The organism is Albimonas sp. (assembly GCF_055129145.1).
The window spans coordinates 46,549-71,888 of sequence record NZ_JBSRTQ010000009.1 but is presented as its reverse complement, the minus strand read 5'-3'; the positions used below and the strand labels follow the sequence as shown (position 1 = coordinate 71,888).

The following is a 25,340-nucleotide window of genomic DNA, read 5'->3' as shown; positions in this document are numbered from 1 at the left end:
ATGGGGGGTCTCACCAGGTGTCGACGAAGGGGCGCTTGCGGCCCGAAAGCGGCGGGCGCATCCGGACCGAGCCTAGCCCGGACAGGATCCAGCCTCTTGTGTCGGCAGGGTCGATCACCGCGTCGATCTCGAGCGTCGAGGCGACGCGGATCGCCTTGCCCTGCTCGTAATATTCGGCCAGCAGACGGTCATAGAGCGCCTTCTTCTCCGCCGGATCCTCGATGGCGTCGAGCTCGCGCCGGTAGCCGAGCGTCACCGCCCCCTCCAGCCCCATCGGGCCGAACTCGCCGGTGGGCCACGAGACGGTGAAGAAGTTGTCGTAGGTCCCGCCCCCCACCATGCCCTGCGCGCCGAGCCCGTAGCATTTTCGCAGCACCACCGCGAAGAGCGGCACGGAGATCGAGCGGGCGGTGACGAACATCCGGCACACATGGCGGACGAGGCCGGTCTTCTCCGCCTCCGGCCCCACCATGAAGCCGGGCGTGTCGCAGAGCGAGATCAGCGGGATGTCGAAGGCGTCGCAAAGCTGCATGAAGCGGCTCGCCTTGTCCGCGGCGGGTCCGTCGATGGCGCCGCCGAGATGGCCGGGGTTGTTGGCCATGACGCCGAAGGGTTTGCCCTCGATCCGGATCAGCGCGGTGACGATGCCGACGCCGAATTCGCGCCTGAGCTCCAGCACCGAGCCCTCGTCGGCGATGGAGGCGACGGCCTCGTGCGGGGAATAGACCCGCAGCCGGTTCTCGGGGACCACATGGCGGGCGCGGCGAGGGTCGGGGGCCGTCCACTCGGCGACGGGGCCCTGGAAGTAGGAGAGATATTTGCGCGCGACCGCGCAGGCCTCGACCTCGTCCTTCACCCGGATGTCGACGACGCCGTTGAGGGATTGCACGCCGATGGGGCCGATCTCCTCAGGCTTGTAGATCCCGAGGCCGCCGCCCTCGATCATCGCCGGGCCGGCCATGCCGATGTTCGAGCTTTCGTCGGCGATGATCACGTCGCAGCAGCCCAGAAGGGCCGCGTTGCCCGCGAAGCAGCGGCCGGAGACGATGCCGACCAGCGGCACCTGGCCCGAGAGCGCGGCGAATTTCGTGAATGTGCCGTTGGAGATGCCGGCATAGGTGGCGCGTTCGGTGTCGCCGGGGCGTCCGCCGCCGCCTTCGGCGAAGAACACCAAAGGAATATTCCACTCGGCGGCGGTGGAGCAGATCTTGTCGAGCCGCCGGTGGTGCCGCTGCCCCTGCGTGCCCGCCAGCACCATGTAGTCGCCGACCGCGAAGGCGCAGCGGGCGCGGTCGGCCTCGAAGAGGTCGCCGTTGATCTGGCCGAGCCCGGTCAGCATGCCGTCGCCGGCGGTGTTGCGCATCAGGTCGTCTTCGCTGCGGCGCTGGCGCTGGGCGGCGACGGCGAGCGCGCCGAACTCGCGGAACGTGCCGGGATCGCAGACCGCGGCGAGGTTTTCGCGCGCGGTGCGCTGGCCGCGGGCGTGGCGCTTGGCGACGGCCTCGGGCCGGTTTTCGTCTTGGCCGTGGGTGTGGCGGGCGCGGACCTCCGCCAGATCGGGGCGGATGCGGTCGAGGTCGATCTCGGCCGCCGCCGCGGCGCCGGTGGCGGCGGCCGCGTCGGGGTCGATGGCGAGCAGGGGTTGCGCGTCCATCAGCGTCTGGCCAGGCGTGGCGAAGACCGCGCGCACGATGCCGCCGACGGGGGCGGCGACCACATGCTCCATCTTCATCGCCTCGAGGATGGCGAGCTGCTGGCCGGCGGCGACGGTCGCCCCGACCTCGACCGACAGGGTGACGACGGTGGCCTGCATCGGGGAGCGGACCGCGACCGCGCCTTCGGGCGTTTCCACCTGCGCGGCGGCGGGGGCGTCGGGCTCCGCCGCCGGGATTTCGGAAGGCGCCATAGCCGCGGCGTCGGCGGCCAGCGCGGCCGCGTGGGTCTCGATGAAGGTCGTGGTCACCGCGGCGCCGGCCACCTCGGGCCGGGCGAGCAGCGCGCGCAGCCAGGCGAGGTTGGTGTCCACACCCTCGATGCGGAATTCGGCCAGCGCCCGTTCCGCGCGGCGCAAGGCCGCGGGCCAGCCGCCGGCGCGGGCATGCACGATCACTTTCGCGAGCAGGCTGTCGTAGTGGGGCGAGGTCCGGTAGCCGGCATAGGCGAAACCGTCGACGCGCACGCCGGCGCCGGCGGGCGGCTCGTAGACCGCGATGCGCCCGCCGGCGGGCAGGGCCTGGGCGTTCTCGTCCATCCGCTCCATGTTCACGCGCAGCTGGACGGCGCAGCCCTCCGCCGCGCGGGGGCCCTCCGAAAGACCCATGTCGGCGAGCGTCTCTCCGCCCGCGATGCGCAGCTGGCGTGCGACGAGGTCGTCGGCGTGGATCTCCTCGGTCACCGTATGCTCGACCTGGATGCGGGGGTTGGCCTCGATGAAAAAGAGGTCTTCTCCGTCGGTCGGCTCGGCGGCCACCAGGAATTCGAACGTCCCGAGGCTGCGGTAATCGACGCTGCGCGCCATCGCCAGGGCATGGGCGCAGAGCCGGGCGCGCTGGTCGGACGTGATCGAGGGGGAGGGCGCGATCTCCACCACTTTCTGGTGGCGGCGCTGCAGGGTGCATTCCCGCTCGCCATAGTCGATGCAGGCGCCGGTTCCGTCGCCGAGGATCTGCACCTCGAGGTGCCGCGCCGCAGGCAGGAACCGCTCCACGTAGACATCCGCCAGCCCGAAGGCGGTTTCGGCTTCGGATCGGCAGCGGGTCCAGGCCTCGGCCAGCTCGCCCGCGTCGCGGACCACGCGCATGCCGCGCCCGCCGCCGCCCGCGACCGCCTTGATCAGAAGGGCGGCGCCGGCGGGGAGGGTGGCGAAGAAGGCGCGGGCGTCGTCGAGGCTGGCGCCGCCCGGCCCGGTCGTCCCGCCGGCGAGGATGGGGACGCCCAGCTCCGCGGCGCGTTTCCGGGCGGCGATCTTGTCGCCCAGCAGGGCCAGCGCGGCGGGCGTGGGCCCCACGAAGATCATGCCGGCGGCTTCGACCTTGGCGGCGAAGGCTGCGTTTTCGGAGAGGAACCCGTAGCCCGGATGCACGGCGTCGGCGCCGGCCTCGCGCGCCGCCGCGACCACCGCGTCGGGGTCGAGATAGGCGCGGGCGCCGCGGCCGGGCAAGGCGATGCGCTCGGGCGCGCGCAGGACATGGAGGCTTTCCGCGTCATCCTCGGGGTGGATGGCGATCGGGGTCATGCCGAGGTCCAGCGCGGTGCGCGCGATGCGCAGCGCGATCTCGCCGCGATTGGCGATCAACAGACGGCGGGGGGCGGAGGCGATGCCCATCAGGCGAGGCTTCCGGCGGCGAACTCGCGCGCCGCGAGCGCGGAACGGTTGACACGGGGCGCGCGCATGGCCCTTCTCCTCCCATGGATCTCCGCGATATTCGCGGGCTGACATTCGTCAGGTTTGCGGCTACCCTAGGGGTCGGTCCCGGGACGGTCAAGGGTGGGCGCAGCCCCGCCGCAGCCGCCGGGGGCGCGACGAACCGGGATATCGGAGCAGGCGTGTGACCAAGGAAAGCGGCGACCGAAAGACCGCCGGCACGGGGACCTCGACGCTGTCGGAGGCCGAGCTGACCGGCGTGCAGAACGAGTCGCTGATCCATCGGCGCCGCGAGCAGATCTGCCAGGCGGCGCTGGACCTGTTCCTGGAGAAGGGCTTCGCCTCGACCACGATCCGCGACATCTGCGCGAGGTCGGGGGTCAATCAGGCCAGCATCTACGACTACATCGCCAACAAGAACGACATCCTGCGCCGGCTGCTGAACCAGCTGTGGTTCAACCCGGACGTGCCCAGTCTGCCGGAGCTGCTGAAACGCCAGCCCGACGCGGAATTCGAGGACGTGCTGCGCGCCTATTTCCGCGACGCCTGGTCCAAGAAGCGGCAGGGCACGATCCTGGTCTACCGCTCGGTCCCCCACATGCTGGAGGAGGACCGCCGCGCCATGCGGGTGCGCGACCGGGCGCTGCTGGGGGAGCTGTCGGAACAGCTCGCGCAGCGCGCCGGCCTGCCGGCCGACGACCCGCGGACCGAGGTGATGGCCAACATGATCATCTTCCTGTCCGCCTTCGGCCCGATGCGCGACTGGCTGACCCGCGACGTGGACGACGCGCTGATGCTCGACGTGGTGGCGGCGGGCGTGGCGGCGATGGTGGCGCGGCTGGCGGTCGCGCCGACCCCGCCGACGGCCTGAACGGACGGCCCCGCCGTCGCTCGGCGCAAGCGTCTTGTCCGGGTTTCGGCGATGCCTTAGGGCTGACAACTGTCAGCACGGGTGGAGCGCCCGGGCCCGCACACCGGCGCGTCCCCCCCCCCCCCCCCGCGCCCGCCCTGCACATGCGAAAATCGGAGAGGTTCGATGACCCCCACCGCCGCGGAAACCGCCGCCTACATCGCCGAAGCCGGCCGCAAGGCCTGGGAGGTTCCGGGCCTCGACCCGCGCCAGCGCCTTCGCCCCATCCGCTCGGTCGGAATCATCGGCGCCGGCACCATGGGCGGCGGCATCGCGATGAACTTCGCCACCGCCGGCATCCCGGTGACCATCGTCGAGCGTCAGGAGGCGGCGCTGGAGCGGGGCCTGAAGGTGGTGCGCACGAACTACCAGCGCAGCGCCGACCGCGGCCGCTTCCCGCAGGACGAGGTCGAGGCGCGCATGGGCCGGATCACCGGCGCCATGGGGATCGAGGCGCTCGCCGACGTCGATCTGGTGATCGAGGCGGTTTTCGAGGATCTGGACCTGAAGAAGACCATTTTTCGGGATCTCGACCGGGTCTGCAAGCCGGGCGCGATCCTGGCGACCAATACGTCCGGCCTCGACATCGACGCCATCGCCGCGGCGACCTCGCGACCGGGCGACGTGATCGGACTGCACTTCTTCTCGCCCGCCAACGTGATGAAGCTGCTGGAGATCGTGCGCGCCGACGAGACCGCGGACGATGTGGTCGCGACCTCGATGGAGCTCGCCAAGACCATCAACAAGGTCGCGGCGCTGGTCGGGGTCTGCCCCGGCTTCGTGGGCAACCGAATTCTTCGCGCCCGGCAGGTGCAAGCCAACAAGCTGGTCTGGAAGGGCGTGATGCCCTGGGACGTGGACGCGGCGCTGAATGAGTTCGGCTTCAAGATGGGACCCTATCAGATGTCGGACCTCGCCGGCCTCGACATCGGCTGGTCGAAGGGCGCGACCACCGCCAACCCGATCCGCGACGCGCTCTGCGAGATGGACCGCCGCGGCCAGAAGACCGGCGCGGGCTATTACGACTATGACGAGGCCCGCAAGGGCAGCCCGTCCGAGGTGACCGCCAGGGTGATCCGCGACGTGACCGGGGCCGAGCCCTCGACCATGGACCGCGCCGAGATCACCGAGACCTGCATCTTCCCGATGATCAACGAAGCGGTGAAAATTCTCGAGGATAACAAGGCGCAGCGCCCCTCGGACATCGATATCGTCTGGCTGTCGGGCTACGGCTGGCCGTCCGACAAGGGCGGGCCGATCTGGTACGGCGACATGGTCGGGCCGAAGGCGGTGCTGGCGCGGATGGAGAAGCTGGGCGCCGAAGACCCCGATTTCGCCCCGGCGCGGACGCTGAGGAAGCTCGCGGCCGAAGGCGGGCGCTTCGTGGACCTCGACCTCGGCGGGCTGAAGACCGGGGCCAAGTGATGCGTCGCGCCGTGGGGGGCGGCCCCTCACGGCGCGCATGAGACGGCCTGCAAGACCGCACAAGCGGCGGGCCGGGTGACCAAACGGGAGGAAACCAAATGGTCGAGACAAAACTCTTCGATCTCACCGGCAAGACCGCGCTGCTGACCGGCGCCTCCAAGGGCATGGGGCGGGCGATGGCGCATGCGCTGGCCGCCCACGGGGCGACGGTGGTGATCAGCTCGCGCAAGCAGGATCAGCTCGACGCCACCGCGGCCGAGATCAACGCCGACATCGGCGCCGACCGGGTCCATGCGGTCGCGGCCAACGCCGGCCGCAAGAACGAGCTGGAGGCGCTGGTCAGGCGCACTCACGAGCTGTCGGGCCCCGTCGACATCGTGGTCGGCAACGCCGGGGTGAACGTCCACTACGGCAAGATCTCGGAAATCCCGGACGAGGCCTACGAGAAGACCATGGCCACCAACGTGCAGTCCAACCTGTGGCTGGCGCGGCTGGTGGTCGGCGACATGATCGGGCGCGGCGGCGGGTCGATGATGTTCACGTCGTCCGTCGGCGCGTTCAAGCCGTCGGCGACGCTGGGGCTCTACGGGGTGTCGAAGCTGGCGCTGATCGGGCTGGTGCGCAACCTCGCCGACGAATTCGGGCCGCAGGGCGTGCGCGTGAACGCCATCTGCCCCGGCCTGATCCGCACCGACTTCGCCAAGGCGCTCTGGGACAACCCCGAGGCCGAGGCGCGGGCCAATTCGCAGATCCCGCTGCGCCGGCTCGGCCAGGCGGATGATTTCGGCGGCGTGGCGGTGTTCCTCGCCTCGGATGCCAGCAAATACATGACCGGGCAGGCGCTGACCGTCTGCGGCGGCACCAACATGTGGGCCTGAGGGTTCGGCGCGAAAGGAGACGCATATGGACGTGACGGATCGCATCGTCGTTGTCACCGGCGCCGCCGGCGGGATCGGCCGGGCGCTCGCCCGCCGCTTCGCCGAGGCCGGCGCGAAGCAGGTGGTCTGCGTGGACATCGACGCGCTGGGCGCCAAGCAGACGGCGGCCGAGTTCGGCGGGATCGGCCTCAGGCTCGACGTGTCCGACGAGGCCAGGGTCGGCGCATTGATCGAGAAGGTGGAGACCGAGATCGGCCCCATCGATCTTTTCTGCTGCAACGCCGGCATCTCGATCCGCGGCGGGCCGGAAGTGCCGGACGCGGACTGGCAGAAGATCTGGGAGGTCAACGTGATGGCCCATGTCTGGGCCGCGCGTCACCTGGTCCCGCGGATGATCGCGCGCGGCGGCGGCTATTTCCTCAACACCGCCTCGGCGGCGGGGCTGCTGAGCCAGGTGGGCTCCGCGCCCTACGCGGTGACCAAGCACGCGGCGGTGGCTTTCGCCGAGTGGATCTCGCTGACCTATGGCGACCAGGGGATCAAGGTCTCGGTCCTGTGCCCGCAGGCGGTGAATACCGACATGATCAAGGGCAAGGAGGGCGGCGTCGCCTCGGTCAACGGGCTGATCGAGCCGGAGCCGGTGGCAGAGGCTTGCCTGAAGGCGATCGAGGCGGAGACGTTTCTGGTGCTCCCGCACCCGGAGGTCCTGGAATACATGCGCCGCAAGACCTCGGACTATGACCGCTGGCTGGCGGGTATGCGCAAGCTGAACCGCCGCTTCAATCCGCTCGTCAAGGCTGTCTGAACCGGATCCCCGCGGGGACCCCACGCCGCCCGCCGCCGGAGCCCCCGGCGGCGGGCGGTCGCGTGTCGGCCCTCAGCCCCCGGCGGCGCCGGCCGTCTCGGGCGCGGGGACCGTGCCGCGCAGGGCGGTGGGCCGCAGGCTGATCACGCCGCGCGCGACCAGGCCTGCGTAGTCGGCCGCGTCGCGCCCGAGCACGCGGGCGAGCACTTCCTGCGTCTGGGCGCCGAGCAGGGGGGCGGGCCCATGCAGCGGCGCGCGGACGCCGTCGGTGGTCCAGGACAGCGCGAACTGGCGCTGGTCCCCGATATGGGGGCGGGGGACCTCCAGATAGGCGCCGTTGGCATGCAGATGCGCGTCGTCGATCACCGCTTCGGGTTTCAGGATCGGGGCGGCGGCGACGCCGGCCGCCTGCAGCGCGGCGGCGAGCGCCTCGGCGTCCTGATCGCGGGAAAAGGCTGCGATGGCCGCGTCGATCTCCGACGCCGCCGCCCGGCGGGAGGCCGCATCGGGATGGCTGGCCGCCAGATCCGCCCGCCCCATCGCGCCCGCCAGCGCCGTCCAGGCGGCGTCGTCGCCGGCGGCGATGGCGATCCAGTTGTCCTCCCCCGCCGCCGGATAGATGCCATGGGGCGCCATCACCGGGTGGCCGTTGCCCAGCCGCTTCGGCTCGCGCCCGGTGGCGGAGCGGGTGAGCACGCCCGGCGCGTTGAACGGCAGCAGGCATTCGATCTGGCTCATGTTCATCCACTGGCCCTGACCGGTCCGCTTGCGGTGGATCAGCCCCGCCAGCAGCGCCGCCGCGCCATGGATGCCCCCGACCGGGTCGCCATAGGCGATGTGGCCCATGGTCGGCGGCCAGTGCGGCTGACCGCGGAAGCTCGGCACGCCCGAGCCCTGTTCGAGGGTCGACCCGTAAGCCCGCGTGTCCGACCAGACATTGCCGGCGCCGAAGGCCGACATCGACAGCATCACCAGGTCGTCGCGGCCCGCGCTCAGATCCTCCCACCCCATGCCCAGCCGCGCCATGACGCCGGCGGCATGGTTCTCCACCACCACGTCGGAGGCGTCGACCAGCGCGCGGGCGAGGCCGCGGCCCTCTTCGGTGGTCAGGTCGAAGCTGACGCTGGACTTGTTGCGGTTGACCACGGCGAAGCGGCGCGAGGTCTCGTATTGCGCCGCGGCGATGGAGGCCGCGTCCCACAGCGTGCCGCGCCACCAGTCCGGATAGCGCCCGGCCTCGATCTTGATCACCTCGGCGCCCAGATCGGCGAGGATGCGGGTGGCGAGCGGCCCGGCCCAGCCCATGGAGAAATCCGCGACGCGAAGCCCGGCGAGGGGGGCGAGCGGGTCGCCCGCGCCGGTCTCCGCACCCGCGGTCCCTTCGGGCGCCGTGACCTTCAGGGGCGAGCGCGGCCCCATCACGCCGGGGGCCGCGCCCGCCACCGGACCGAAGGAGCGCCGGGCGTTGAACACCGGATGGTCCAGCATCCCGCCGGCATCGGGGACCACCACGCTCGGCACTTTCAGGGCCCGGCCCATCGCGGCCCATTCCTCCGCGGTCTTCGCGGGCAGGCGGGCGTCGATGGCCGCTTCGATCTCGTCGGCGTGCTCGGAGCGGAGGTAGATCGTCGCGAGCCGCGGGTCGGCGGCCATGTCCGGCCGCTCCAGCATCTCGCAAAAGCCCTGCCACTGGGCCGGCGTGATGCAGGTGACGCCGAGCCAGCCGGTCTTGCAGCGGTGGATCGACACCGGGCAGGTCGGGTGGAACCGGTTGACCCCGTCGCGCGGGCAGGCGCGGCCGAGCGCCTGGGCGTCGTTGATCGACAGGTCCGAGAGCACGAGGCAGGATTCGAGGATCGAGACCTCGCAAAGCCGATGCGCCCCGCCGGAATAGAGGGCGGCGAGCCCGGCCGTCGCCGCCGCCACGCCGCCGATCATCGCGGCCTGCAGGTCGCCGAGCTGCTGGGGCGGGCCGTCGGTCGGCCCGCAGGGGTGGATGGCGCCGGCGAGCGCCTGCACCACGAGGTCGGAGCCCCGCCAGGCGCCGCGCGGCCCGTGGCGGCCGAACCAGCTGAGGTCGATGGTGGCGAGGCGGGGGGCGCCGGGCAGGAGGCCGCGCGGCGCGTCCTCGCCCAGGATCACGAGGTCGCTCGCGGCGATGGATGCCTCCAGCGCGTCGGGCGTCAGCGCGGTCTTGGCCTGGTCGAGCCAGGCGTGGAGCAGGCCCTCGGTCTCCGGCGCGTCGGGGTCCTCGCGGCGTCGGCGCAGGGGGTCGCCGCCCTCGGGCTCCAGCCGTCGGACGTCGGCGCCCATTTCGGCCAGCATCCGGCCGGCCCATGCGCCGCCCACGCCGCCGGCGATTTCGGTCACGCGGAAGCCCGCGAGCGGTCCGGTCGCGTCGGTCATCTGGTCACCTTTCCGGCCGTCCGCCCGCAGCGTCGCCGCCGGGCGGCGGTCCTCCCTTTCGTCGTTGCGTGCCTTCCCGGGCTGCCCGGGGGGCGCTTTGCGCGCGCCTGACATGGTGCGCCGTCGCCTGCCGGCGCGCAAGCGCGGTCAGGTTTTGGGGGGGGCGCGGAGGCTATGGCATGGGGGCGGTCTCAGGCGGTCGGCGTGACCGCAGGGCCATCGCGGCCGGGGGAGTGCGCCGCGCATCCCCTGGCAGGGACGCGCGGCGCCGTCATGCGTTCCGGGGCGCGCGGCGGCGCCCCGGCGAAGCGATCACGGCCCGTCGAAGGCGCGGCCGCGGTCGTCCTTGTTCAGCGCGGCCTGACGGTCGTTCGAGCTCTGGAACGCCTTCACCTCGGCGCGGGCGACCACGTTGTGGTGCACTTCGTCCGGGCCGTCGGCCAGGCGCAGCGTGCGCTGCTTGGTGTACATCGAGGACAGCGGCGACCACTGGCTGACGCCGGTCGCACCGTGCACCTGCATGGCGTCGTCGATGATCTTGCAGGCCTTCTCGGGCACCATCGCCTTGACCATCGAGACCCAGACCCGGGCCTCCTTGTTGCCCAGCACGTCCATCGCCTTGGCGGCCTTCAGCACCATCATCCGGCAGGCCTCGATCTCGATGCGCGACCGGGAGATCGTCTCCATGTTCTTGCCCAGATCGATGATCTTCTTGCCGAACGCTTCGCGGCTGAGTCCGCGCGCGATCATCAGGTCCAGCGCCTTCTCGGCGGCCCCGATGGAGCGCATGCAGTGATGGATGCGGCCCGGGCCCAGGCGGACCTGGGAGATCTCGAAGCCGCGGCCTTCGCCCCACAGCATGTTGCTCTCGGGCACGCGGACGTCCTTGAAGCGGATCTGCATGTGGCCGTGGGGGGCGTCGTCATGGCCGAAGACGTGCATCGGGCCGACGATCTCGACGCCGGGGGTGTCGATCGGCACCAGGATCTGGGACTGCTGGCGGAAGGGCTCGGCGTCGGGCGAGGTCTTGACCATGGTGATCATGATCTTGCAGCGCGGGTCGCCGGCGCCGGAGATGTAGTATTTCTCGCCGTTGATCACCCACTGGCCGTTCTCCAGCACCGCGCGGGTGCTGACGTTGCGGGCGTCCGAGGAGGCGACGTCGGGCTCGGTCATCGCGAAGGCGGAACGGATCTCGCCGTTCAGCAGGGGTTTCAGCCACTGCTCTTTCTGCTCGGGGGTGCCGCAGCGCTCCAGCACTTCCATGTTGCCGGTGTCGGGGGCGGAGCAGTTCATCGACTGCGAGGCGAGCGGGTTCTTGCCGAGCTCGGCCGCGATATAAGCGTAGTCGAGGTTCGACAGACCCTCGCCGGTGTCGGCGTTGGGCAGGAAGAAGTTCCAGAGGCCGGCTTCCTTGGCCTTGTTCTTCAGATCCTCGAGGATCTCGAGCTGGCCCTCGCCATAGCCCCAGCGCTCGGCCCGGTTCTCGCCCAGGCGCTCGTATTCCTCATAGGCCGGGTCGCAGTTGTCGCGGATGTGCTTGACCACCGCGTCGAGCAGGGGCCGGGCCTTTTCGGACATGGCGAGGTTGTTGAGGTCTTCATGGGGCAACGCATGTTTCATGGTCGATCCTTCCGGAGGGGATGGGCGGGGCGGCGGGCGGGCGTCAGGCGACGGGTTTGGCGACGCGGGACGCAGGCCCACGGGAGGTCGCGCGCAAGGCGCGGGGTCGGCGTGGCATCGGGGGTCGGGGGGAAGGGAAGGGCGATGCGCGCGGGGCCCGACGACCGGGCGTCCCCGACGGAGGCCGGGCGCGAACGCGCGGCGTCCGCGGTCGGACCTTGAGGGCCGAACCCAAGCGACATTCCCTTATCCTCCCGATCGCGCGGCGTCGTGCGGTGCGCCGCGTTTGACCTGACTGTTGTCAGGATAATTATGCCTCCGCGTCGTCCGGGTCAAGCGTCGCGCAGGGAACCATCGGCGGAGGTCGCGAACTCTCTCCCGCCATTGAGCCCTGTCGCGGCGCGCATGGCTTGCGTCGAGCGGCGCGCGGGGGGCGACGCATCCGGTCAGGCGGCGCGCGCCGCGGCCGCGGCCTCCTCCAGCCGCTCCTTGCCGAACCACATCTCCTCGCCCACGAAGAAGGTGGGGGAGCCGAAGCAGCCGCGCTCCACCGCCGCCTGGGTCGCGGCGACCAGCTCGGCCTTCACGTCGGGCGCCTGGGCGAGCGTCATCAGCGCCGCCCCGTCGAGGCCCGCCGCGTTCAGCGCCGCGAGGATCACGTCCGCATCGTCCATCTTCAGCCCGTCGACCCACATCGCGCGGTAGGCCGCGTCCAGATAGGGCTCGAACACCCCCAGCCGCTTCGCTGCGTAGCAGCCGCGCATCAGGGCCAGCGTGTTGACCGGGAAATGCGGATTGCGGCGGTAGTCGTCGATGCCGTGCGCCTCGACGAACCGTTCCATGTCGCGGCTCTGATAGGCGAGCTTGGCCGGCACGCCGGCGAAGGCCTGCATCGGCGATACGTTGCCCGTGGCCTTGAACACGCCCCCCAGCAGGATCGGCACATGCACGAACCTCGCCCCGGTCCGCGCCGCGATCTCGGGGATCACGCGATGGCACAAGAAGGCGTTGGGGCTGCCGAAGTCGAACAGGAATTCCACAGGCGTCATGGGGGTCACCATTTCTCGCCGAAGGGGCGGATTTCGGTTTCGAAGGTCCAGGCGTCGGGCGACTGGGCATAGAGCGACCAGTAGGTCTCGGCCACCGAGGCGGGGTCGAGCAGCCGTCCGGGGGCGAGGTTCTCGAGCGCGTCGGGCCCCTCGCGGTCCGCGATGCGGGCGCGCACGAAGTCGGTGTCGACGCCGGCGTCGATGATCAGATGCGCCACGTGGATCCGCTTCGGGCCGAGTTCGCGCGCCGCGGCCTGGGCGACGGCGCGCAGGCCGAACTTGGCCGCGGCGAAGGCGGCGTAGCCCGAACCGCCGCGCAAGGACGCCGTGGCCCCGGTGAAGAAGATCGCGCCCCGGCCGCGCGGAACCATGATCCGCGCCGCCTCGCGGCCGGTGACGAAGCCGGCGAAGCAGGCCATCTCCCAGACCTTGCGGAACACGCGGTCGGTGGTCTCGGTCAGCGGGAAATTCACGTTGCCGCCGATGTTGAAGATGCAGACCTCCAGCGGGGCCGCGGCGTCGGCCTCGTCGAGGAAGGCGGCGACGTCCTCGGGCGTGCGGGCGTCGAGGCTGCGTCCGGTGGCGCGCCCGCCGGCGGCCGCGATCTCGTCGATCAGCGGGCCGAGCTTGTCGCCGTTGCGCCGCCCCAGATGGACCGCGAAGCCTTCGCGCGCGAAGCGCTTCGCGATGGCCGCGCCGATGAAGCTGCCGGCGCCGACGATGGCCACCGTGGCGTTTTTTTCGTGCATCTCGCTCCCCGTCCGGTTTCTTGCAGGCCGGCATGGCGCCGGGCCTTTCGGAGAGCCTAGTGAGTTCCCAAAAGGAATTCAACTTGAGCCATGCGCCTCGGAACGTTGCGACGATCCCGAAGCCGCCGGTCGCGCGATTTGGGCCAATGGCGGCGCGGGCCGAAGATGACACGCCGTCGGTGGCGTGCCCGCCCCGTCTCGCGGAACATCGCCGACCGGTGGGCGACCGCTAAGATCGTCGCGCCCCTTCGGCGGCGATAGCCGTCATCCCGCCGTTGACCCGATCCCGGCCCGCGTCGAAGGTTGGTTCGAAAACCTCTCCGCCGGAGCCTCGCCATGAACGCATCCTTCTCCCCGGTCATGCACCGCGTGCTCGACGCGGCCCTGCCGATGGCGGTCGCGGGCGAGGGGGCGTGGATCGAGGACGCCTGCGGCCGGCGCTGGCTGGACGCGTCGGGGGGCGCCGCGGTCTCGTGCCTCGGCCATGCCCATCCGCGCGTGGTGGAGGCGATCCGCGCGCAGGCCGGCCGGCTCGCCTACGCCCATTCCGGCTTCTTCGCCAACCAACCCTCCGAGGCGCTGGCCGAAGCGCTGCTCGCCCGCGCCCCGGCGACGTTCCGGGGCGGCGCCGCGCTGTTCCTCGGCTCGGGGTCGGAGGCGATGGAGGCTGCGATCAAGCTCGCCCGGCAATACTGGCTGGAGGTCGGCGAGCCCGCCCGCGACCGCTTCGTCGCCCGCGACATGGCCTATCATGGCAATACGCTCGGCGCGCTGGCGCTGGGCGGGCACCCCTCGCGCCGCGCGCCCTATGCGCCGATGCTGATGGACGTGGCGCGCGCGCCCGCCGCCTTCGCCTTCCGCCTCGCCCGCAATGGAGAGGCGGAGGCGGATTACGCGACCCGCGCCGCCCAGGGTCTCCACGCCGCGCTCGCCGCCAACGGGCCGGGCCGCACGGCGGCTTTCGCCGCCGAGACCGTGTCGGGCGCGTCGCTCGGCGCCGTCACGGCCCCCGCGGGCTACTTCGCCCGGATCCGCGAGATCTGCGACGCGGACGGCGCGCTGCTGATCGCGGACGAGGTGATGTGCGGCATGGGGCGCACCGGCACGCTTTTCGCGTTCGAGGCGGAGGGGATCGCCCCCGACCTGATCGTCGTCGCCAAGGGCCTGGGCGCGGGCTATCTGCCGGTGTCGGCGGTGCTCGTCTCCGCCCGGGTCGCGGGCGCGCTGCGGGCGGGGTCGGGGCGGCTCGCCAACGGGCACACCTACATGTCCCACGCGCTCGCCTGCGCCGGGGCGCTGGCGGTGCTGGAGACGATCGAGGCCGACGGGCTGATCGCGCGGGTCGAAACGCTGGGCGCCCGCCTCGACGCCGCCTTGCGCGCCGAGCTGGGCGACGATCCGAACGTGGCCGATATCCGCGGACGCGGCCTCTTCCGGGCGGTCGAACTGGTGGCCGATCGCGCGACCGGCGCGCCGTTCCCGGCGGCCGCCGGCCTCGCCGAGCGGGTGAAGGCCGAGGGCATGGAAGGCGGGCTGGTCTGCTACCCGTCGGCCGGGGCGGAATGGATCGAACCGGACGGCGCCCCCGCCCGTTGCGGCGATCACGTGCTGCTGGCGCCGCCCTTCATCTGCTCGGAAGCCGAGATCGACGAGGCCGCGGCCCGCGCCGCCGCCGCCATCCGCCGGGCGCTGGGGCGCGCCTGAGCGGGCCGCAGCGGGCTGGGACGGGCGGGCGCGCGCCGCGATGCGGGAGGAGAGCGCCGCGGCCCAGGGGCGCAGCCAGGGCCGCGGCGAAGGCCACGGCCGAGGTCGAGCGCACGGCATCGGGGACCGTCCGCCCCCCTCGCGGCCCCTGTGGCGCGCGGCGGGCTTTCCTCCGCTCCGGTCAGCGGCTAATCGGAACCCCGTGGGGGCGGCCCGTCCGCGTCCCTCCCCGTTCCTCCGCCTGGCCCGATCTCGCGCCCAGGCCCCGAGCTCCCGGAGACGCGCCATGTCCTTCGCCTACCATGACCCCGCCCTGGCCGCCGAACTGACCGCGCGCGCGCTGCTGGAGGTCGAGGCGGTGAACTTCCGCGCCGACGAGCCGTTCAAGCTGACCTCCGGGCTCGCCTCGCCGGTCTATATCGACTGCCGCAAGCTGATCTCGTTCCCCCGGGTGCGATCCACCCTGATGGACCTCGCCACCGCGCGGGTGCTGCGCGACGCAGGCATGGAGAAGTTCGACGCGGTGGCGGGCGGCGAGACCGCCGGCATCCCCTTCGCCGCCTGGATCGCCGAGCGGATGGGTCTGCCGATGCTCTATGTGCGCAAGAAGCCCAAGGGTTTCGGCAAGGGCGCCCAGATCGAGGGGTTCTTCGAGGAAGGCGCCAACGTCCTGCTGGTCGAGGATCTGACCACCGACGGCGGCTCCAAGCTGGTCTTCGCCGAGGCGCTGCGCAAGGCCGGGGCGGAGTGCACCGACACGCTGGTGCTGTTCTTCTACGACGTGTTTCCGGGCGCGCGGGCCAACCTCGCGAAGGACGGGCTCGCCCTGCACAACCTCGCCTCCTGGCGCGACGTGCTGGCGCTGGCCAGGGCCGGCGATCATCTGGGGCGCAAGTTCGACGCGGCCACGCTCGACCAGGTGGAGGCGTTCCTCGCCGATCCCTACGTCTGGTCCGCGGCCCATGGCGGCAAGGCCGGGCCCGACTGAGCCGCCTGCGGGTTCTTGACGGCGGGCCCGGCGGGACGTAGGTCCGGGCCCGAGGCGGGCGTGATGTAGTGGTAGCCTGTCAGCCTTCCAAGCTGAACGTGCGGGTTCGATTCCCGCCGCCCGCTCCAATCCCTCCGTCCTGGGCCTGCCTGCGCCTGCGTGCCGACCGAACCGCCGACGCGGCGGCGCCCGGTCGAATCGACCGGACGCCTCGGGGTCAGCGCGTGGGCAGCTTGTCGAAGGCGGGCTTGCCCTCGGGCAGCTGATGGAAGGGCTGGGCGTCGCAGGTGAAGATCGCCATCTCCGGCCCGCCATAGGCTCCGGCCGGATCGTCGAGGGTGCCGACCTTCAGCACCACCAGCGGCCGACCGGGCAGGCGGGTGGTCATGTGCGTGCCGCAGGTCGGGCAGTATTCGCGGGTGCGCGCGTTCTCGATATCGGTGCGGGCGAAGGTCGCGGGGGTTCCCTGCGTCCAGGCGAACCCGTCCTCCGGCATCATCATGAAGTAGTTCGGCCCGCCGCCCGAGATGTACTGGCATTCCCGGCAATGGCATTGCGCCTTCATCGCCGGATCTCCGGCCGCCTCGTAGCGCGTCGCGCCGCAATAGCATCCGCCCGTGATCGCCATGGTCGTTCTCCTCCCGGTTCGCGCCGCGGTCCGCGCCGCGGTCTTGCGTGGCCTGCGCATCGGATCACGGCGCGGGCCCGCGCGCAATTCATCCCGCGCAGGCCCGCTTGATGGGTAAGGCGAAATTCGAGCGCAACAAGCCGCACGTTAACATCGGCACGATCGGTCACGTCGACCACGGCAAGACCACGCTGACGGCGGCGATCACCAAGTATTTCGGCGAATTCCGGGCCTACGACCAGATCGACGGCGCGCCGGAAGAGAAGGCCCGCGGGATCACGATCTCGACGGCGCATGTCGAATACGAGACGCCGGCGCGCCACTACGCGCATGTCGACTGCCCGGGTCACGCCGACTACGTGAAGAACATGATCACCGGCGCGGCGCAGATGGACGGCGCCATCCTGGTGGTGAACGCCGCCGACGGCCCGATGCCGCAGACGCGCGAGCACATCCTGCTCGCCCGCCAGGTCGGCGTGCCGGCGCTGGTGGTCTACCTGAACAAGGTCGACCAGGTCGACGACGAGGAACTGATCGAGCTGGTGGAGATGGAGGTGCGCGAGCTCCTGTCGTCCTACGACTTCCCCGGCGACGACATCCCGATCGTCAAGGGCTCGGCCCTTGCGGCGATGAACGGCACCGATCCCGAGATCGGCGAGACCTCGATCCGCGCCCTGATGGATGCGGTCGACGAGTTCATCCCGACGCCCGAGCGTCCGATCGACCAGCCGTTCCTGATGCCGATCGAGGATGTGTTCTCGATTTCCGGCCGCGGCACCGTGGTCACCGGGCGCATCGAGCGCGGCGTGGTCACCGTCGGCGAGGAGATCGAGATCGTCGGCATCCGCGCCAACCGCAAGACGATCGTCACCGGCGTCGAGATGTTCCGCAAGCTGCTGGACCGCGGCGAAGCGGGCGACAACGTGGGCGCGCTGCTGCGCGGCATCGGCCGCGAGGACGTGGAGCGCGGCCAGGTGCTGTGCAAGCCGGGTTCGGTGAAGCCGCACACCAAGTTCGAGGCCGAGGCCTACATCCTCACCAAGGAGGAGGGCGGTCGCCACACGCCGTTCTTCACCTGAAGTTCACGGTGCAGCTGATCGCCCCGATCGCGATGGAAGAGAAGCTCCGCTTCGCCATCCGCGAAGGCGGCCGCACCGTCGGCGCAGGCGTCGTCTCCAAGATCATCGAGTAACCTGGCAGTTCTGCTCTCGGCGGCCGGGGGAATGCTTCCCCCGGCCTTCGCATTGAGTTTCCTGCCATCGAAAAGGTTTGTGCCATGCAAGGCCAGAACATCAGGATCCGCCTCAAGGCGTTCGACTACCGCGTGCTGGACGCCAGCACGCAGGAGATCGTCGACACCGCGAAGCGGACCGGCGCCACGGTTCGCGGACCCATCCCGCTGCCGAACAAGATCGAGAAGTTCACGGTCCTGCGCGGCCCGCATATCGACAAGAAGTCCCGCGAGCAGTTCGAGATCCGCACCCACAAGCGGCTGCTCGACATCGTGGACCCGACGCCGCAGACGGTGGACGCGCTGATGAAGCTCGACCTCGCCGCCGGCGTCGACGTCGAAATCAAGCTCTGAGGAGACGAATTATGCGCTCCGGAGTTATCGCGAAGAAGCTGGGCATGACCCGGCTTTTCATGGAAGACGGCCGGCAGATCCCTGTCACCGTGCTTCACATGCAGAATGTCCAGGTCGTGGCCCAGCGCACGTCCGACAAGGACGGCTACTCCGCCGTCCAGCTCGGCGCGGGCGAGGCCAAGGCCAAGAATGTGTCCCAGCCGATGCGGGGCCACTTCGCCAAGGCGTCGGTGGCGCCCAAGCGCAAGCTGGCCGAGTTCCGCGTCGCCCCCGAGAATCTGATCGGGGTCGGCGAAGAGATCACGGCCGACCACTACTTCGCGGGTCAGTTCGTCGACGTCGCCGGCACCTCGATCGGCAAGGGCTTCGCGGGCGCCATGAAGCGGCACAACTTCGGCGGGCTTCGCGCGTCGCACGGCGTGTCGGTTTCGCACCGCTCGCATGGCTCGACCGGCCAGTGCCAGGACCCCGGCAAGGTGTTCAAGGGCAAGAAGATGGCCGGCCACATGGGCTCCGCCCGCGTGACCGTGCAGAACCTGCAGGTGGTCAAGACCGACGCCGATCGCGGCCTGGTCATGGTCAAGGGCGCGGTTCCGGGCTCGCGCGGCGGTTGGGTCACCATCCGCGACGCGGTCAAGAAGGTCACGCCGGATAACGTGATCCTGCCGGCCGCCCTGCGTTCGGCCGCCGCGGAGGCCGCCAAGGCCGCCGAAGCCGCCGCCGCCGCCGCCGCCGCGGAAGCCGAAGCCGCCGAGGCCGAGCGTCTCGCCGCGGAAGCCGCGGCGCAGGACGCTGCGCTGAACGAAGCCGAAGCGTCGAGCGACGCCGCCGGCGATGCCCCGGAAGGAGGCGACGACAAATGAAGACCGAAGTCGTTACTCTCGACGCGGGCGCCTCGGGGGAGATCGAACTCTCCGACGCGATCTTCGGCCTCGAGCCGCGCGCCGACATCCTGCACCGCGTCGTGCGCTGGCAGCTCGCCAAGCGCCAGGCGGGGACGCACAAGACCAAGACCCGCGGCGAGGTCTCCTACTCGACGAAGAAGATCTATCGTCAGAAGGGCACCGGCGGCGCGCGTCATGGCGACAAGGGCGTGACCCAGTTCCGCCACGGCGGCAACGCCAAGGGTCCGGTCGTGCGCTCCCATGCGCATGACCTGCCCAAGAAGGTCCGCAAGCTCGGTCTGAAGCTGGCGCTCTCGGCGAAAGCCAAGGACGGCAAGCTGATCGTGATCGAGAAGGCGGAGCTCGACCAGGCCAAGACCAAGGTCCTGCAGTCCGGCTTCGAAAAGCTGGGGCTGAAGAAGGCCCTGGTGCTCGACGGCGCGGAGATCCAGTCGAACTTCCGTCTGGCCGCGCAGAACATCGCCGACGTGGACGTGCTTCCCTCGCAGGGCGCGAACGTCTACGACATCCTGCGGCGGGACATGCTGGTGCTGACGCGCGCCGGCGTTGAAGCCCTGGAGGCTCGACTGAAATGAGCGTGAAGCCGGAACTCTACGACATCATCCGCAAGCCGATCATCACCGAAAAGGCGACGATGGCTTCGGAGCAGAACGCGGTGGTCTTCGAGGTGGCGATGGACACCACCAAGCCGAAGATCAAGGAAGCGGTGGAGACGCTGTTCGGCGTCAAGGTCAAGGCGGTGAACACCTCCGTGACCAAGGGCAAGGTCAAGAAGTTCAAGGGCAAGCCCGGCCGCCGCAAGGACGTCAAGAAGGCGTATGTGACCCTTCAGGACGGCAACACGATCGACGTGACGACCGGGCTCTGAGCCCGGTCATCGCGCTGACTCAATTCCCCGGGACCCCGAACCGCGGTTCGGACCTGGACGGCAACGGAAGACAGCAAGATGGCGTTGAAATCCTATAATCCCACGACGCCGGGCCAGCGCGGGCTGGTTCTGATCGACCGTTCGGAGCTGTTCAAGGGTCGCCCTCTCAAGAAGCTCACCCAGGGCCTCACGAAGAAGGGCGGACGTAACAACACCGGACGCATCACCGCTCGGCGGATCGGCGGCGGGGCCAAGCGGCTCTACCGCATCGTCGACTTCAAGCGGCGGAAGTGGGACATCTCGGCCGAAGTGCAGCGGATCGAATACGATCCCAACCGCACCGCGTTCATCGCCCTCATCCAGTATGAGGACGGCGAGCAGGCCTACATTCTGGCTCCCCAGCGGCTGGCGATCGGCGACAAGGTCGTCGCGGGCGCCAAGGTCGATGTGAAGCCGGGCAACTCGATGCCGTTCTCCGGCATTCCCGTCGGCTCGATCGTGCACAACATCGAGCTGAAGGCGGGCAAGGGCGGGCAGATCGCCCGTTCCGCCGGCGCCTACGCCCAGTTCGTGGGTCGCGATGGCGGCTACGCGCAGATCCGGCTGTCGTCGGGCGAACTGCGCATGGTCCGTCAGGAGTGCATGGCCACGATCGGCGCCGTGTCGAACGCGGACCACTCGAACCAGAACTTCGGCAAGGCCGGCCGGACCCGTCACCAGGGCAAGCGCCCCTCGGTGCGCGGCGTGGCGATGAACCCCATCGATCACCCCCATGGCGGCGGCGAAGGCCGCACCTCGGGCGGCCGGACTCCGGTCACGCCCTGGGGCAAGGATACCAAGGGCACCCGGACTCGTAAGAACAAGTCCACGCAGAAATACATCATCCGCTCGCGGCACGCCCGCAAGAGCGGCCGCTGAGGAGGGACGAATAGATGGCACGTTCCGTCTGGAAAGGCCCGTTCGTCGACTCCTACGTCTTGAAAAAGGCGGAGAAGGCGAGCCAGTCGACCCGAGCCGAAGTGATCAAGATCTGGTCGCGCCGGTCCACCATTCTGCCGCAGTTCGTCGGTCTGACGTTCGGCGTCTACAATGGTCAGAAGCATATCCCGGTGAACGTCACCGAGGACATGATCGGTCACAAATTCGGCGAGTTCTCGCCGACCCGGACCTATTACGGCCATGCGGCCGATAAAAAAGCCAAGCGGAGGTAAGGGCGATGACCAAGTCTTCCAACCGCCGCGCGGATAACGAGGCGATGGCGATCAGCAAGCAGCTGCGCACGTCGCCGCGCAAGCTCAACCTTGTTGCGGGCCTGATCCGCAAGAAGCCGGTGGCGCGCGCGCTCAACGAGCTGGCCTTCTCGAAGAAGCGGATCGCGCAGGACGTGCGCAAGACGCTTCAGTCGGCCATCGCGAACGCCGAGAACAACCACGGGCTGGATGTCGACGAGCTGATCGTCGCCGAAGCCTATGTCGGCAAGAACCTGGTCCTCAAGCGCGGTCGTCCGCGCGCCCGGGGCCGGTTCGGCAAGATCGAGAAGCCGTTCAGCCAGATCACCATCAAGGTGCGTCAGGTCGAAGCCGTGGCTGCCCCGGTCGAGCCGGTCGAGCAGGTCGAGGAGAACGCCTGATGGGTAACAAGGTCAATCCGATCGGGTTCCGGCTCCAGATCAACCGGACCTGGGACAGCCGCTGGTTCGCGAACAACAAGGACTACGGGGCGCTGCTCCACGAGGATCTCCGGATCCGCGAGTTCATTCGCAAGACCTGCGCCAACGCCGGCATCAGCCGCATCGTGATCGAGCGTCCGCACCGCAAGTGCCGGGTGACGATCTACACGGCGCGTCCCGGCGTGATCATCGGCAAGAAGGGCGCGGACATCGAGAAGCTGCGCAAGGAAGTGGCCAAGCTGACCGCCTCCGAGCTGCACCTGAACATCCTCGAGGTCCGCAAGCCCGAGATCGACGCGCAGCTGGTCGGCGAGAACATCGCCCAGCAGCTCGAGCGTCGCGTGGCCTTCCGCCGGGCGATCAAGCGCGCGGTGCAGAGCGCCATGCGCATGGGCGCCCTCGGGATCCGCATCAACGCCGCCGGCCGTCTGGGCGGCGCCGAGATCGCGCGGACCGAATGGTATCGCGAGGGCCGCGTGCCCCTGCACACCATGCGGGCCGACATCGACTACGCCCACGTGGAAGCCAAGACCGCCTACGGGATCATCGGGATCAAGACCTGGATCTTCAAGGGCGAGGTCATGGACCACGATCCGCAGGCGCGGGATCGCCGGCAGCAGGAAATGCAGGAAGGCGCCTCGCGTCCTTCCCGCAATTGAGCCTGAGCTGAGGAGCAACTGAAATGCTGTCGCCGAAGCGCACGAAGTTCCGCAAGCAGCACAAGGGCCGTATCCACGGTCTGGCCAAGGGCGGAACCGATCTCAATTTCGGGGCCTTCGGGCTGAAGGCCATCGAGCCGGAGCGCATCACCGCGCGCCAGATCGAGGCCGCCCGACGCGCGATGACCCGCCACATGAAGCGGCAGGGTCGCGTGTGGATCCGGATCTTCCCCGACGTGCCCGTCACCCAGAAGCCCACCGAGGTGCGCATGGGCAAGGGCAAGGGCTCGGTCGAGTACTGGGCCGCGAAGGTGAAGCCGGGCCGCGTCATGTTCGAGATTGACGGGGTGACCGAACCTGTGGCACGGGAGGCCCTCCGATTGGCGGCCATGAAGCTGCCCATCAAGTGCCGATTCGTTCAGCGCGAAGACTGGTGACCAAGGGGCCCGGGGAACCGGGCCGCCGTCATCGGCGTCGCGCGAATGTCACGACGTAGAGAATGGATCCGGGGCCGGGTTAGACCGGCCCCGAGATTTTGGTAGCAGGGGCGCCGCGGTCGGCGCCATGCCGACGGGTTCGGAATGCCGACCCTGGGAACGCGAGAAAGAGGACGTGGGCTGATGAAAGCCGCCGATCTGCGCGAGAAGACGCCCGATCAGCTGCGCGAGGAGCTCGCCGCGCTGAAGAAGGAGGCGTTCAACCTCCGCTTCCGGGCCGCCACCGGCCAGAACGAGAACACCGCCCGCATGCGCGACGTCCGTCGCGATGTGGCGCGGGTCCACACCATTCTGAACCAGAAGGCGGCCGCGGCCGCCCAGGAGGCCTGAACATATGCCGAGCCGCATTCTTCAGGGCACCGTCGTTTCGGACAAGAACGACAAGAGCATCACGGTGCTGGTGGAGCGTCGCTTCACCCATCCGCTGATGAAGAAGACCGTCCGTTCGTCCAAGCGCTACCATGCCCATGACGAGAACAACGTCTGCAAGCCGGGCGAGACGGTGCGCATTCGCGAATGCCCGCCGAAGTCCAAGAGCAAAACCTGGGAGGTCGTGCTCGACGAGGCGTGAGCCTCGCTGACCACGCCATCCGGGCTTACGTCGAAACCGCGGGGCGCGCCGAGAGCGTCGTCTCCGCAGGTCGGGAGAACCTGCCATGATCCAGATGCAGACCAACCTGACGGTCGCTGACAACAGCGGCGCGCGTCGGGTTCAGTGCATCAAGGTGCTCGGCGGCGCGAAGCGGAAATACGCTTCGGTCGGCGACATCATCGTGGTCTCCGTCAAGGAGGCCATTCCGCGGGGCCGTGTGAAGAAGGGCGAGGTCCGCAAGGCCGTCGTCGTCCGCACCGCCAAGGAAGTGCGTCGCGCCGATGGCACCGCCATCCGCTTCGACGACAACGCCGCGGTGCTGCTGAACAACAACGGCGAGCCGATCGGCACCCGCATCTTCGGGCCGGTGGTCCGTGAGCTGCGCGCCAAGAACTTCATGAAGATCATCTCGCTGGCGCCGGAGGTCCTCTGATGGCTGCGAAGCTCAAGAAGGGCGACCGCGTCGTGGTCATCGCGGGCCGCGACAAGGGCAACGAAGGCGAGATCCTTCGCGTGATGCCGACCGAGGGCAAGGCCTTCGTGCAGGGCATCAACATGGTGGTTCGTCACCAGCGCCAGACGGCGCAGGCGCAGGGCGGCCGCATCTCCAAGGAAGCGACCATCGACCTGTCGAACCTGGCGCTGATCGACCCCAAGACCGGCGGGCCGACCCGCGTCGGCTTCAAGACGGTCGACGGCAAGAAAGTGCGCTTCGCCAAGAAGTCCGGGGAGATCGTCGATGCTTGACGCCGCCGCGTATTCGCCGCGCCTTCGGGCCCACTACCACGATGTGGTGCGTCCGGCGATGAAGGAAGAGTTCGGTTACAAGAACGAGATGATGATCCCGCGTCTGGACAAGGTTGTCCTGAACATGGGCGTCGGCGAGGCCGTTTCCGACTCGAAGAAGATCAAGTCCGCGCATGACGACATGATGGCCATCGCCGGCCAGAAGCCCGTCATCACCAAGGCCAAGAAGTCGATCGCCGGCTTCAAGGTGCGTGAGGAGATGCCGCTCGGCGTCAAGGTCACGCTGCGCCGGGACCGGATGTATGATTTCCTGGACCGTCTGATCACCGTGGCTCTGCCGCGCGTGCGCGACTTCCGGGGCGTCAAGGCCACCGCCTTCGACGGCCGGGGCAATTACGCGATGGGTCTGAAGGAGCACCTGGTGTTCCCCGAGATCGCCTATGACAAGATCGACCAGATCTGGGGCATGGACATCGTGATCGCGACCACCGCGCGCACGGACGCGGAAGCCAAGGCGCTGTTGAAGCTTTTCAACATGCCCTTCACGAACTGATCGCGCGGAAGGATTTCGATATGGCCAAAGTGAGCATGATCGAGCGCGAAAAGAAGCGGCAGAAACTGGTCGACCAGTATGCCGCTCGTCGCGCCGCCCTGAAAGAGCAGATCCGCGATCCCGAGCTGAAGCTCTCGGATCGGGTGAAGCTGTCCATGAAGCTGGCGAAGCTGCCGCGGAACTCTTCCGCGACCCGCCTGCACAACCGCTGCGAAGTGACGGGCCGTCCGCGCGCCTATTATCGCAAGCTGAAGATGTCGCGCATCGCGCTCCGGGATTACGCCTCCATCGGCCAGATCCCGGGCATGGTGAAGTCGAGCTGGTGAGGAGCGACGCATGTCTGTGAACGATCCCATCGGCGATATGCTGACCCGCATCCGCAACGCGCAGATGCGGTTCAAGTCGACCGTCCGCACGCCGGCCTCGAAGATGCGCGCCCGGGTTCTGGAGGTTCTCCAGTCCGAAGGCTACATCCGCGGCTACGAGCCCTCCGAAGGCCCCCGCGGCCTTCCGGAATTCGAGATCAGCCTGAAGTATTTCGACGGCCTGCCGGTGATCAAGGAGATCAAGCGCGTCTCCACGCCGGGCCGTCGGGTGTATTCGGGCGTGAGCGAGCTGCCCTCGGTCCGTCAGGGCCTGGGCGTCGCCATCGTCTCGACCCCCCGGGGCGTCATGTCCGATGCGCAGGCTCGCGCCGACAATGTCGGTGGCGAAGTCCTGTGCACCGTGTTCTGAG

General features: G+C 69.5%; 28 protein-coding genes, 1 tRNA gene and 1 pseudogene. 24 read left to right on the top strand and 6 right to left on the bottom strand.

From position 1 onward, the window contains the following. Nucleotides 1–10 precede the first annotated feature (10 nt). Nucleotides 11–3,325, bottom strand: a complete 3,315-nt coding sequence (locus tag ACTB72_RS03115) for an acetyl-CoA carboxylase family protein (protein WP_463035517.1) — start codon at nt 3,323–3,325, stop codon at nt 11–13. Between the two features lie 223 nt (nt 3,326–3,548). Between ACTB72_RS03115 and ACTB72_RS03110 the strand changes: the two genes are divergently transcribed. The 4 genes from ACTB72_RS03110 to ACTB72_RS03095 all read left to right on the top strand — a co-directional run bounded on the left by ACTB72_RS03110 (nt 3,549) and on the right by ACTB72_RS03095 (nt 7,382). Then, nucleotides 3,549–4,235, top strand: a complete 687-nt coding sequence (locus ACTB72_RS03110; protein ID WP_463035516.1) for a TetR/AcrR family transcriptional regulator — start codon at nt 3,549–3,551, stop codon at nt 4,233–4,235. A gap of 165 nt (nt 4,236–4,400) precedes the next feature. Then, on the top strand, nt 4,401–5,699 hold the full coding sequence (locus tag ACTB72_RS03105) for a 3-hydroxyacyl-CoA dehydrogenase (protein ID WP_463035515.1): 1,299 nt from the start codon (nt 4,401–4,403) through the stop codon (nt 5,697–5,699). A gap of 98 nt (nt 5,700–5,797) precedes the next feature. After that, nucleotides 5,798–6,577 carry an SDR family NAD(P)-dependent oxidoreductase gene (locus ACTB72_RS03100; protein ID WP_463035514.1) on the top strand — a complete coding sequence of 260 codons (780 nt, stop codon included), beginning with the start codon at nt 5,798–5,800 and terminating at the stop codon, nt 6,575–6,577. 25 nt (nt 6,578–6,602) lie between these two features. Further along, nucleotides 6,603–7,382, top strand: coding sequence for an SDR family oxidoreductase (locus ACTB72_RS03095; RefSeq protein WP_463035513.1), 780 nt, complete (start codon nt 6,603–6,605; stop codon nt 7,380–7,382). Between the two features lie 72 nt (nt 7,383–7,454). On the opposite strand, the gene ACTB72_RS03090 is transcribed toward ACTB72_RS03095, so the two are convergent. The 4 genes from ACTB72_RS03090 to ACTB72_RS03075 all read right to left on the bottom strand — a co-directional run bounded on the left by ACTB72_RS03090 (nt 7,455) and on the right by ACTB72_RS03075 (nt 13,209). Next, nucleotides 7,455–9,788 carry a CaiB/BaiF CoA-transferase family protein gene (locus ACTB72_RS03090; protein WP_463035512.1) on the bottom strand — a complete coding sequence of 778 codons (2,334 nt, stop codon included), beginning with the start codon at nt 9,786–9,788 and terminating at the stop codon, nt 7,455–7,457. A 312-nt stretch (nt 9,789–10,100) separates the two neighbouring features. Further along, nucleotides 10,101–11,411: an acyl-CoA dehydrogenase family protein gene (locus ACTB72_RS03085; RefSeq protein WP_463035511.1), complete on the bottom strand. Its 1,311-nt coding sequence runs from the start codon at nt 11,409–11,411 to the stop codon at nt 10,101–10,103. A 446-nt stretch (nt 11,412–11,857) separates the two neighbouring features. After that, entirely contained in the window at nt 11,858–12,460 is a 603-nt protein-coding gene (locus ACTB72_RS03080; RefSeq protein WP_463035510.1) for a DsbA family protein, read from the bottom strand. 5 nt (nt 12,461–12,465) lie between these two features. Further along, nucleotides 12,466–13,209 carry an SDR family NAD(P)-dependent oxidoreductase gene (locus ACTB72_RS03075; RefSeq protein ID WP_463035509.1) on the bottom strand — a complete coding sequence of 248 codons (744 nt, stop codon included), beginning with the start codon at nt 13,207–13,209 and terminating at the stop codon, nt 12,466–12,468. 336 nt (nt 13,210–13,545) lie between these two features. Between ACTB72_RS03075 and ACTB72_RS03070 the strand changes: the two genes are divergently transcribed. From ACTB72_RS03070 to ACTB72_RS03060, 3 genes are all read left to right on the top strand, one after another. Then, a complete protein-coding gene (locus ACTB72_RS03070; protein ID WP_463035508.1) occupies nt 13,546–14,913 on the top strand; it encodes an aspartate aminotransferase family protein in 1,368 nt (455 codons plus the stop codon). Between the two features lie 286 nt (nt 14,914–15,199). After that, complete coding sequence (locus tag ACTB72_RS03065; protein WP_463035507.1) at nt 15,200–15,901, top strand: orotate phosphoribosyltransferase; 702 nt, start codon at nt 15,200–15,202, stop codon at nt 15,899–15,901. A 54-nt stretch (nt 15,902–15,955) separates the two neighbouring features. After that, a tRNA-Gly gene (locus ACTB72_RS03060) sits at nt 15,956–16,029 on the top strand. A gap of 89 nt (nt 16,030–16,118) precedes the next feature. Here ACTB72_RS03060 and ACTB72_RS03055 read toward each other — a convergent pair. After that, nucleotides 16,119–16,529: a GFA family protein gene (locus tag ACTB72_RS03055; RefSeq protein ID WP_463035506.1), complete on the bottom strand. Its 411-nt coding sequence runs from the start codon at nt 16,527–16,529 to the stop codon at nt 16,119–16,121. A 110-nt stretch (nt 16,530–16,639) separates the two neighbouring features. Between ACTB72_RS03055 and tuf the strand changes: the two are divergent. The 17 genes and pseudogenes from tuf to rpsH all read left to right on the top strand — a co-directional run bounded on the left by tuf (nt 16,640) and on the right by rpsH (nt 25,339). Beyond that, a pseudogene (gene tuf, locus ACTB72_RS03050) lies at nt 16,640–17,721 on the top strand (elongation factor Tu). A gap of 84 nt (nt 17,722–17,805) precedes the next feature. After that, nucleotides 17,806–18,114, top strand: coding sequence for a 30S ribosomal protein S10 (gene rpsJ, locus ACTB72_RS03045; protein WP_092684003.1), 309 nt, complete (start codon nt 17,806–17,808; stop codon nt 18,112–18,114). Between the two features lie 8 nt (nt 18,115–18,122). Next, nucleotides 18,123–18,977 (top strand): 50S ribosomal protein L3, encoded by an 855-nt coding sequence (gene rplC, locus ACTB72_RS03040; protein WP_463035539.1) that lies wholly within the window; start codon nt 18,123–18,125, stop codon nt 18,975–18,977. Further along, nucleotides 18,974–19,594 carry a 50S ribosomal protein L4 gene (gene rplD, locus ACTB72_RS03035; RefSeq protein ID WP_463035505.1) on the top strand — a complete coding sequence of 207 codons (621 nt, stop codon included), beginning with the start codon at nt 18,974–18,976 and terminating at the stop codon, nt 19,592–19,594. The genes rplC and rplD overlap by 4 nt, the downstream gene beginning before the upstream one ends. Beyond that, nucleotides 19,591–19,887 carry a 50S ribosomal protein L23 gene (locus tag ACTB72_RS03030; protein ID WP_463035504.1) on the top strand — a complete coding sequence of 99 codons (297 nt, stop codon included), beginning with the start codon at nt 19,591–19,593 and terminating at the stop codon, nt 19,885–19,887. The genes rplD and ACTB72_RS03030 overlap by 4 nt, the downstream gene beginning before the upstream one ends. A gap of 78 nt (nt 19,888–19,965) precedes the next feature. Next, complete coding sequence (rplB, locus tag ACTB72_RS03025) at nt 19,966–20,805, top strand: 50S ribosomal protein L2 (RefSeq protein ID WP_463035503.1); 840 nt, start codon at nt 19,966–19,968, stop codon at nt 20,803–20,805. 14 nt (nt 20,806–20,819) lie between these two features. Next, entirely contained in the window at nt 20,820–21,098 is a 279-nt protein-coding gene (gene rpsS / locus ACTB72_RS03020) for a 30S ribosomal protein S19 (RefSeq protein ID WP_092683993.1), read from the top strand. 5 nt (nt 21,099–21,103) lie between these two features. Then, a complete protein-coding gene (rplV, locus tag ACTB72_RS03015) occupies nt 21,104–21,517 on the top strand; it encodes a 50S ribosomal protein L22 (RefSeq protein WP_463035502.1) in 414 nt (137 codons plus the stop codon). Then, a complete protein-coding gene (gene rpsC / locus ACTB72_RS03010) occupies nt 21,517–22,215 on the top strand; it encodes a 30S ribosomal protein S3 (protein WP_463035501.1) in 699 nt (232 codons plus the stop codon). Before rplV ends, rpsC begins: the two co-directional genes overlap by 1 nt. Before the next feature lie 23 nt (nt 22,216–22,238). After that, complete coding sequence (gene rplP / locus ACTB72_RS03005) at nt 22,239–22,652, top strand: 50S ribosomal protein L16 (protein ID WP_463035500.1); 414 nt, start codon at nt 22,239–22,241, stop codon at nt 22,650–22,652. Nucleotides 22,653–22,835: 183 nt separating this feature from the next. Next, nucleotides 22,836–23,042, top strand: a complete 207-nt coding sequence (gene rpmC / locus ACTB72_RS03000) for a 50S ribosomal protein L29 (protein ID WP_463035499.1) — start codon at nt 22,836–22,838, stop codon at nt 23,040–23,042. A gap of 4 nt (nt 23,043–23,046) precedes the next feature. Continuing rightward, nucleotides 23,047–23,283, top strand: a complete 237-nt coding sequence (rpsQ, locus tag ACTB72_RS02995) for a 30S ribosomal protein S17 (protein WP_463035498.1) — start codon at nt 23,047–23,049, stop codon at nt 23,281–23,283. 85 nt (nt 23,284–23,368) lie between these two features. Continuing rightward, the gene (gene rplN / locus ACTB72_RS02990; protein ID WP_463035497.1) at nt 23,369–23,737 is read left to right on the top strand and encodes a 50S ribosomal protein L14; all 369 of its coding nucleotides are present in this window, start codon (nt 23,369–23,371) and stop codon (nt 23,735–23,737) included. Then, nucleotides 23,737–24,051 carry a 50S ribosomal protein L24 gene (gene rplX / locus ACTB72_RS02985; protein ID WP_463035496.1) on the top strand — a complete coding sequence of 105 codons (315 nt, stop codon included), beginning with the start codon at nt 23,737–23,739 and terminating at the stop codon, nt 24,049–24,051. Before rplN ends, rplX begins: the two co-directional genes overlap by 1 nt. Beyond that, nucleotides 24,044–24,604 (top strand): 50S ribosomal protein L5, encoded by a 561-nt coding sequence (rplE, locus tag ACTB72_RS02980; protein ID WP_463035495.1) that lies wholly within the window; start codon nt 24,044–24,046, stop codon nt 24,602–24,604. Before rplX ends, rplE begins: the two co-directional genes overlap by 8 nt. A 20-nt stretch (nt 24,605–24,624) precedes the next feature. Beyond that, nucleotides 24,625–24,930, top strand: coding sequence for a 30S ribosomal protein S14 (gene rpsN, locus ACTB72_RS02975; RefSeq protein WP_463035494.1), 306 nt, complete (start codon nt 24,625–24,627; stop codon nt 24,928–24,930). A gap of 10 nt (nt 24,931–24,940) precedes the next feature. Continuing rightward, nucleotides 24,941–25,339: a 30S ribosomal protein S8 gene (rpsH, locus tag ACTB72_RS02970; protein WP_463035493.1), complete on the top strand. Its 399-nt coding sequence runs from the start codon at nt 24,941–24,943 to the stop codon at nt 25,337–25,339. The last annotated feature ends 1 nt before the right edge of the window (nt 25,340 follow it).

Coding starts and splice junctions, on each gene's coding strand:
- ACTB72_RS03115 (WP_463035517.1), bottom strand. CDS start 3,325: ATGGGCATCGCCTCCGCCCCCCGCCGTCTGTTGATCGCCAATCGCGGC.
- ACTB72_RS03105 (WP_463035515.1), top strand. CDS start 4,401: ATGACCCCCACCGCCGCGGAAACCGCCGCCTACATCGCCGAAGCCGGC.
- ACTB72_RS03100 (WP_463035514.1), top strand. CDS start 5,798: ATGGTCGAGACAAAACTCTTCGATCTCACCGGCAAGACCGCGCTGCTG.
- ACTB72_RS03095 (WP_463035513.1), top strand. CDS start 6,603: ATGGACGTGACGGATCGCATCGTCGTTGTCACCGGCGCCGCCGGCGGG.
- ACTB72_RS03090 (WP_463035512.1), bottom strand. CDS start 9,788: ATGACCGACGCGACCGGACCGCTCGCGGGCTTCCGCGTGACCGAAATC.
- ACTB72_RS03085 (WP_463035511.1), bottom strand. CDS start 11,411: ATGAAACATGCGTTGCCCCATGAAGACCTCAACAACCTCGCCATGTCC.
- ACTB72_RS03080 (WP_463035510.1), bottom strand. CDS start 12,460: ATGACGCCTGTGGAATTCCTGTTCGACTTCGGCAGCCCCAACGCCTTC.
- ACTB72_RS03075 (WP_463035509.1), bottom strand. CDS start 13,209: ATGCACGAAAAAAACGCCACGGTGGCCATCGTCGGCGCCGGCAGCTTC.
- ACTB72_RS03070 (WP_463035508.1), top strand. CDS start 13,546: ATGAACGCATCCTTCTCCCCGGTCATGCACCGCGTGCTCGACGCGGCC.
- ACTB72_RS03065 (WP_463035507.1), top strand. CDS start 15,200: ATGTCCTTCGCCTACCATGACCCCGCCCTGGCCGCCGAACTGACCGCG.
- ACTB72_RS03055 (WP_463035506.1), bottom strand. CDS start 16,529: ATGGCGATCACGGGCGGATGCTATTGCGGCGCGACGCGCTACGAGGCG.
- rpsJ (WP_092684003.1), top strand. CDS start 17,806: ATGCAAGGCCAGAACATCAGGATCCGCCTCAAGGCGTTCGACTACCGC.
- rplD (WP_463035505.1), top strand. CDS start 18,974: ATGAAGACCGAAGTCGTTACTCTCGACGCGGGCGCCTCGGGGGAGATC.
- ACTB72_RS03030 (WP_463035504.1), top strand. CDS start 19,591: ATGAGCGTGAAGCCGGAACTCTACGACATCATCCGCAAGCCGATCATC.
- rplB (WP_463035503.1), top strand. CDS start 19,966: ATGGCGTTGAAATCCTATAATCCCACGACGCCGGGCCAGCGCGGGCTG.
- rpsS (WP_092683993.1), top strand. CDS start 20,820: ATGGCACGTTCCGTCTGGAAAGGCCCGTTCGTCGACTCCTACGTCTTG.
- rplV (WP_463035502.1), top strand. CDS start 21,104: ATGACCAAGTCTTCCAACCGCCGCGCGGATAACGAGGCGATGGCGATC.
- rpsC (WP_463035501.1), top strand. CDS start 21,517: ATGGGTAACAAGGTCAATCCGATCGGGTTCCGGCTCCAGATCAACCGG.
- rplP (WP_463035500.1), top strand. CDS start 22,239: ATGCTGTCGCCGAAGCGCACGAAGTTCCGCAAGCAGCACAAGGGCCGT.
- rpmC (WP_463035499.1), top strand. CDS start 22,836: ATGAAAGCCGCCGATCTGCGCGAGAAGACGCCCGATCAGCTGCGCGAG.
- rpsQ (WP_463035498.1), top strand. CDS start 23,047: ATGCCGAGCCGCATTCTTCAGGGCACCGTCGTTTCGGACAAGAACGAC.
- rplN (WP_463035497.1), top strand. CDS start 23,369: ATGATCCAGATGCAGACCAACCTGACGGTCGCTGACAACAGCGGCGCG.
- rplX (WP_463035496.1), top strand. CDS start 23,737: ATGGCTGCGAAGCTCAAGAAGGGCGACCGCGTCGTGGTCATCGCGGGC.
- rplE (WP_463035495.1), top strand. CDS start 24,044: ATGCTTGACGCCGCCGCGTATTCGCCGCGCCTTCGGGCCCACTACCAC.
- rpsN (WP_463035494.1), top strand. CDS start 24,625: ATGGCCAAAGTGAGCATGATCGAGCGCGAAAAGAAGCGGCAGAAACTG.
- rpsH (WP_463035493.1), top strand. CDS start 24,941: ATGTCTGTGAACGATCCCATCGGCGATATGCTGACCCGCATCCGCAAC.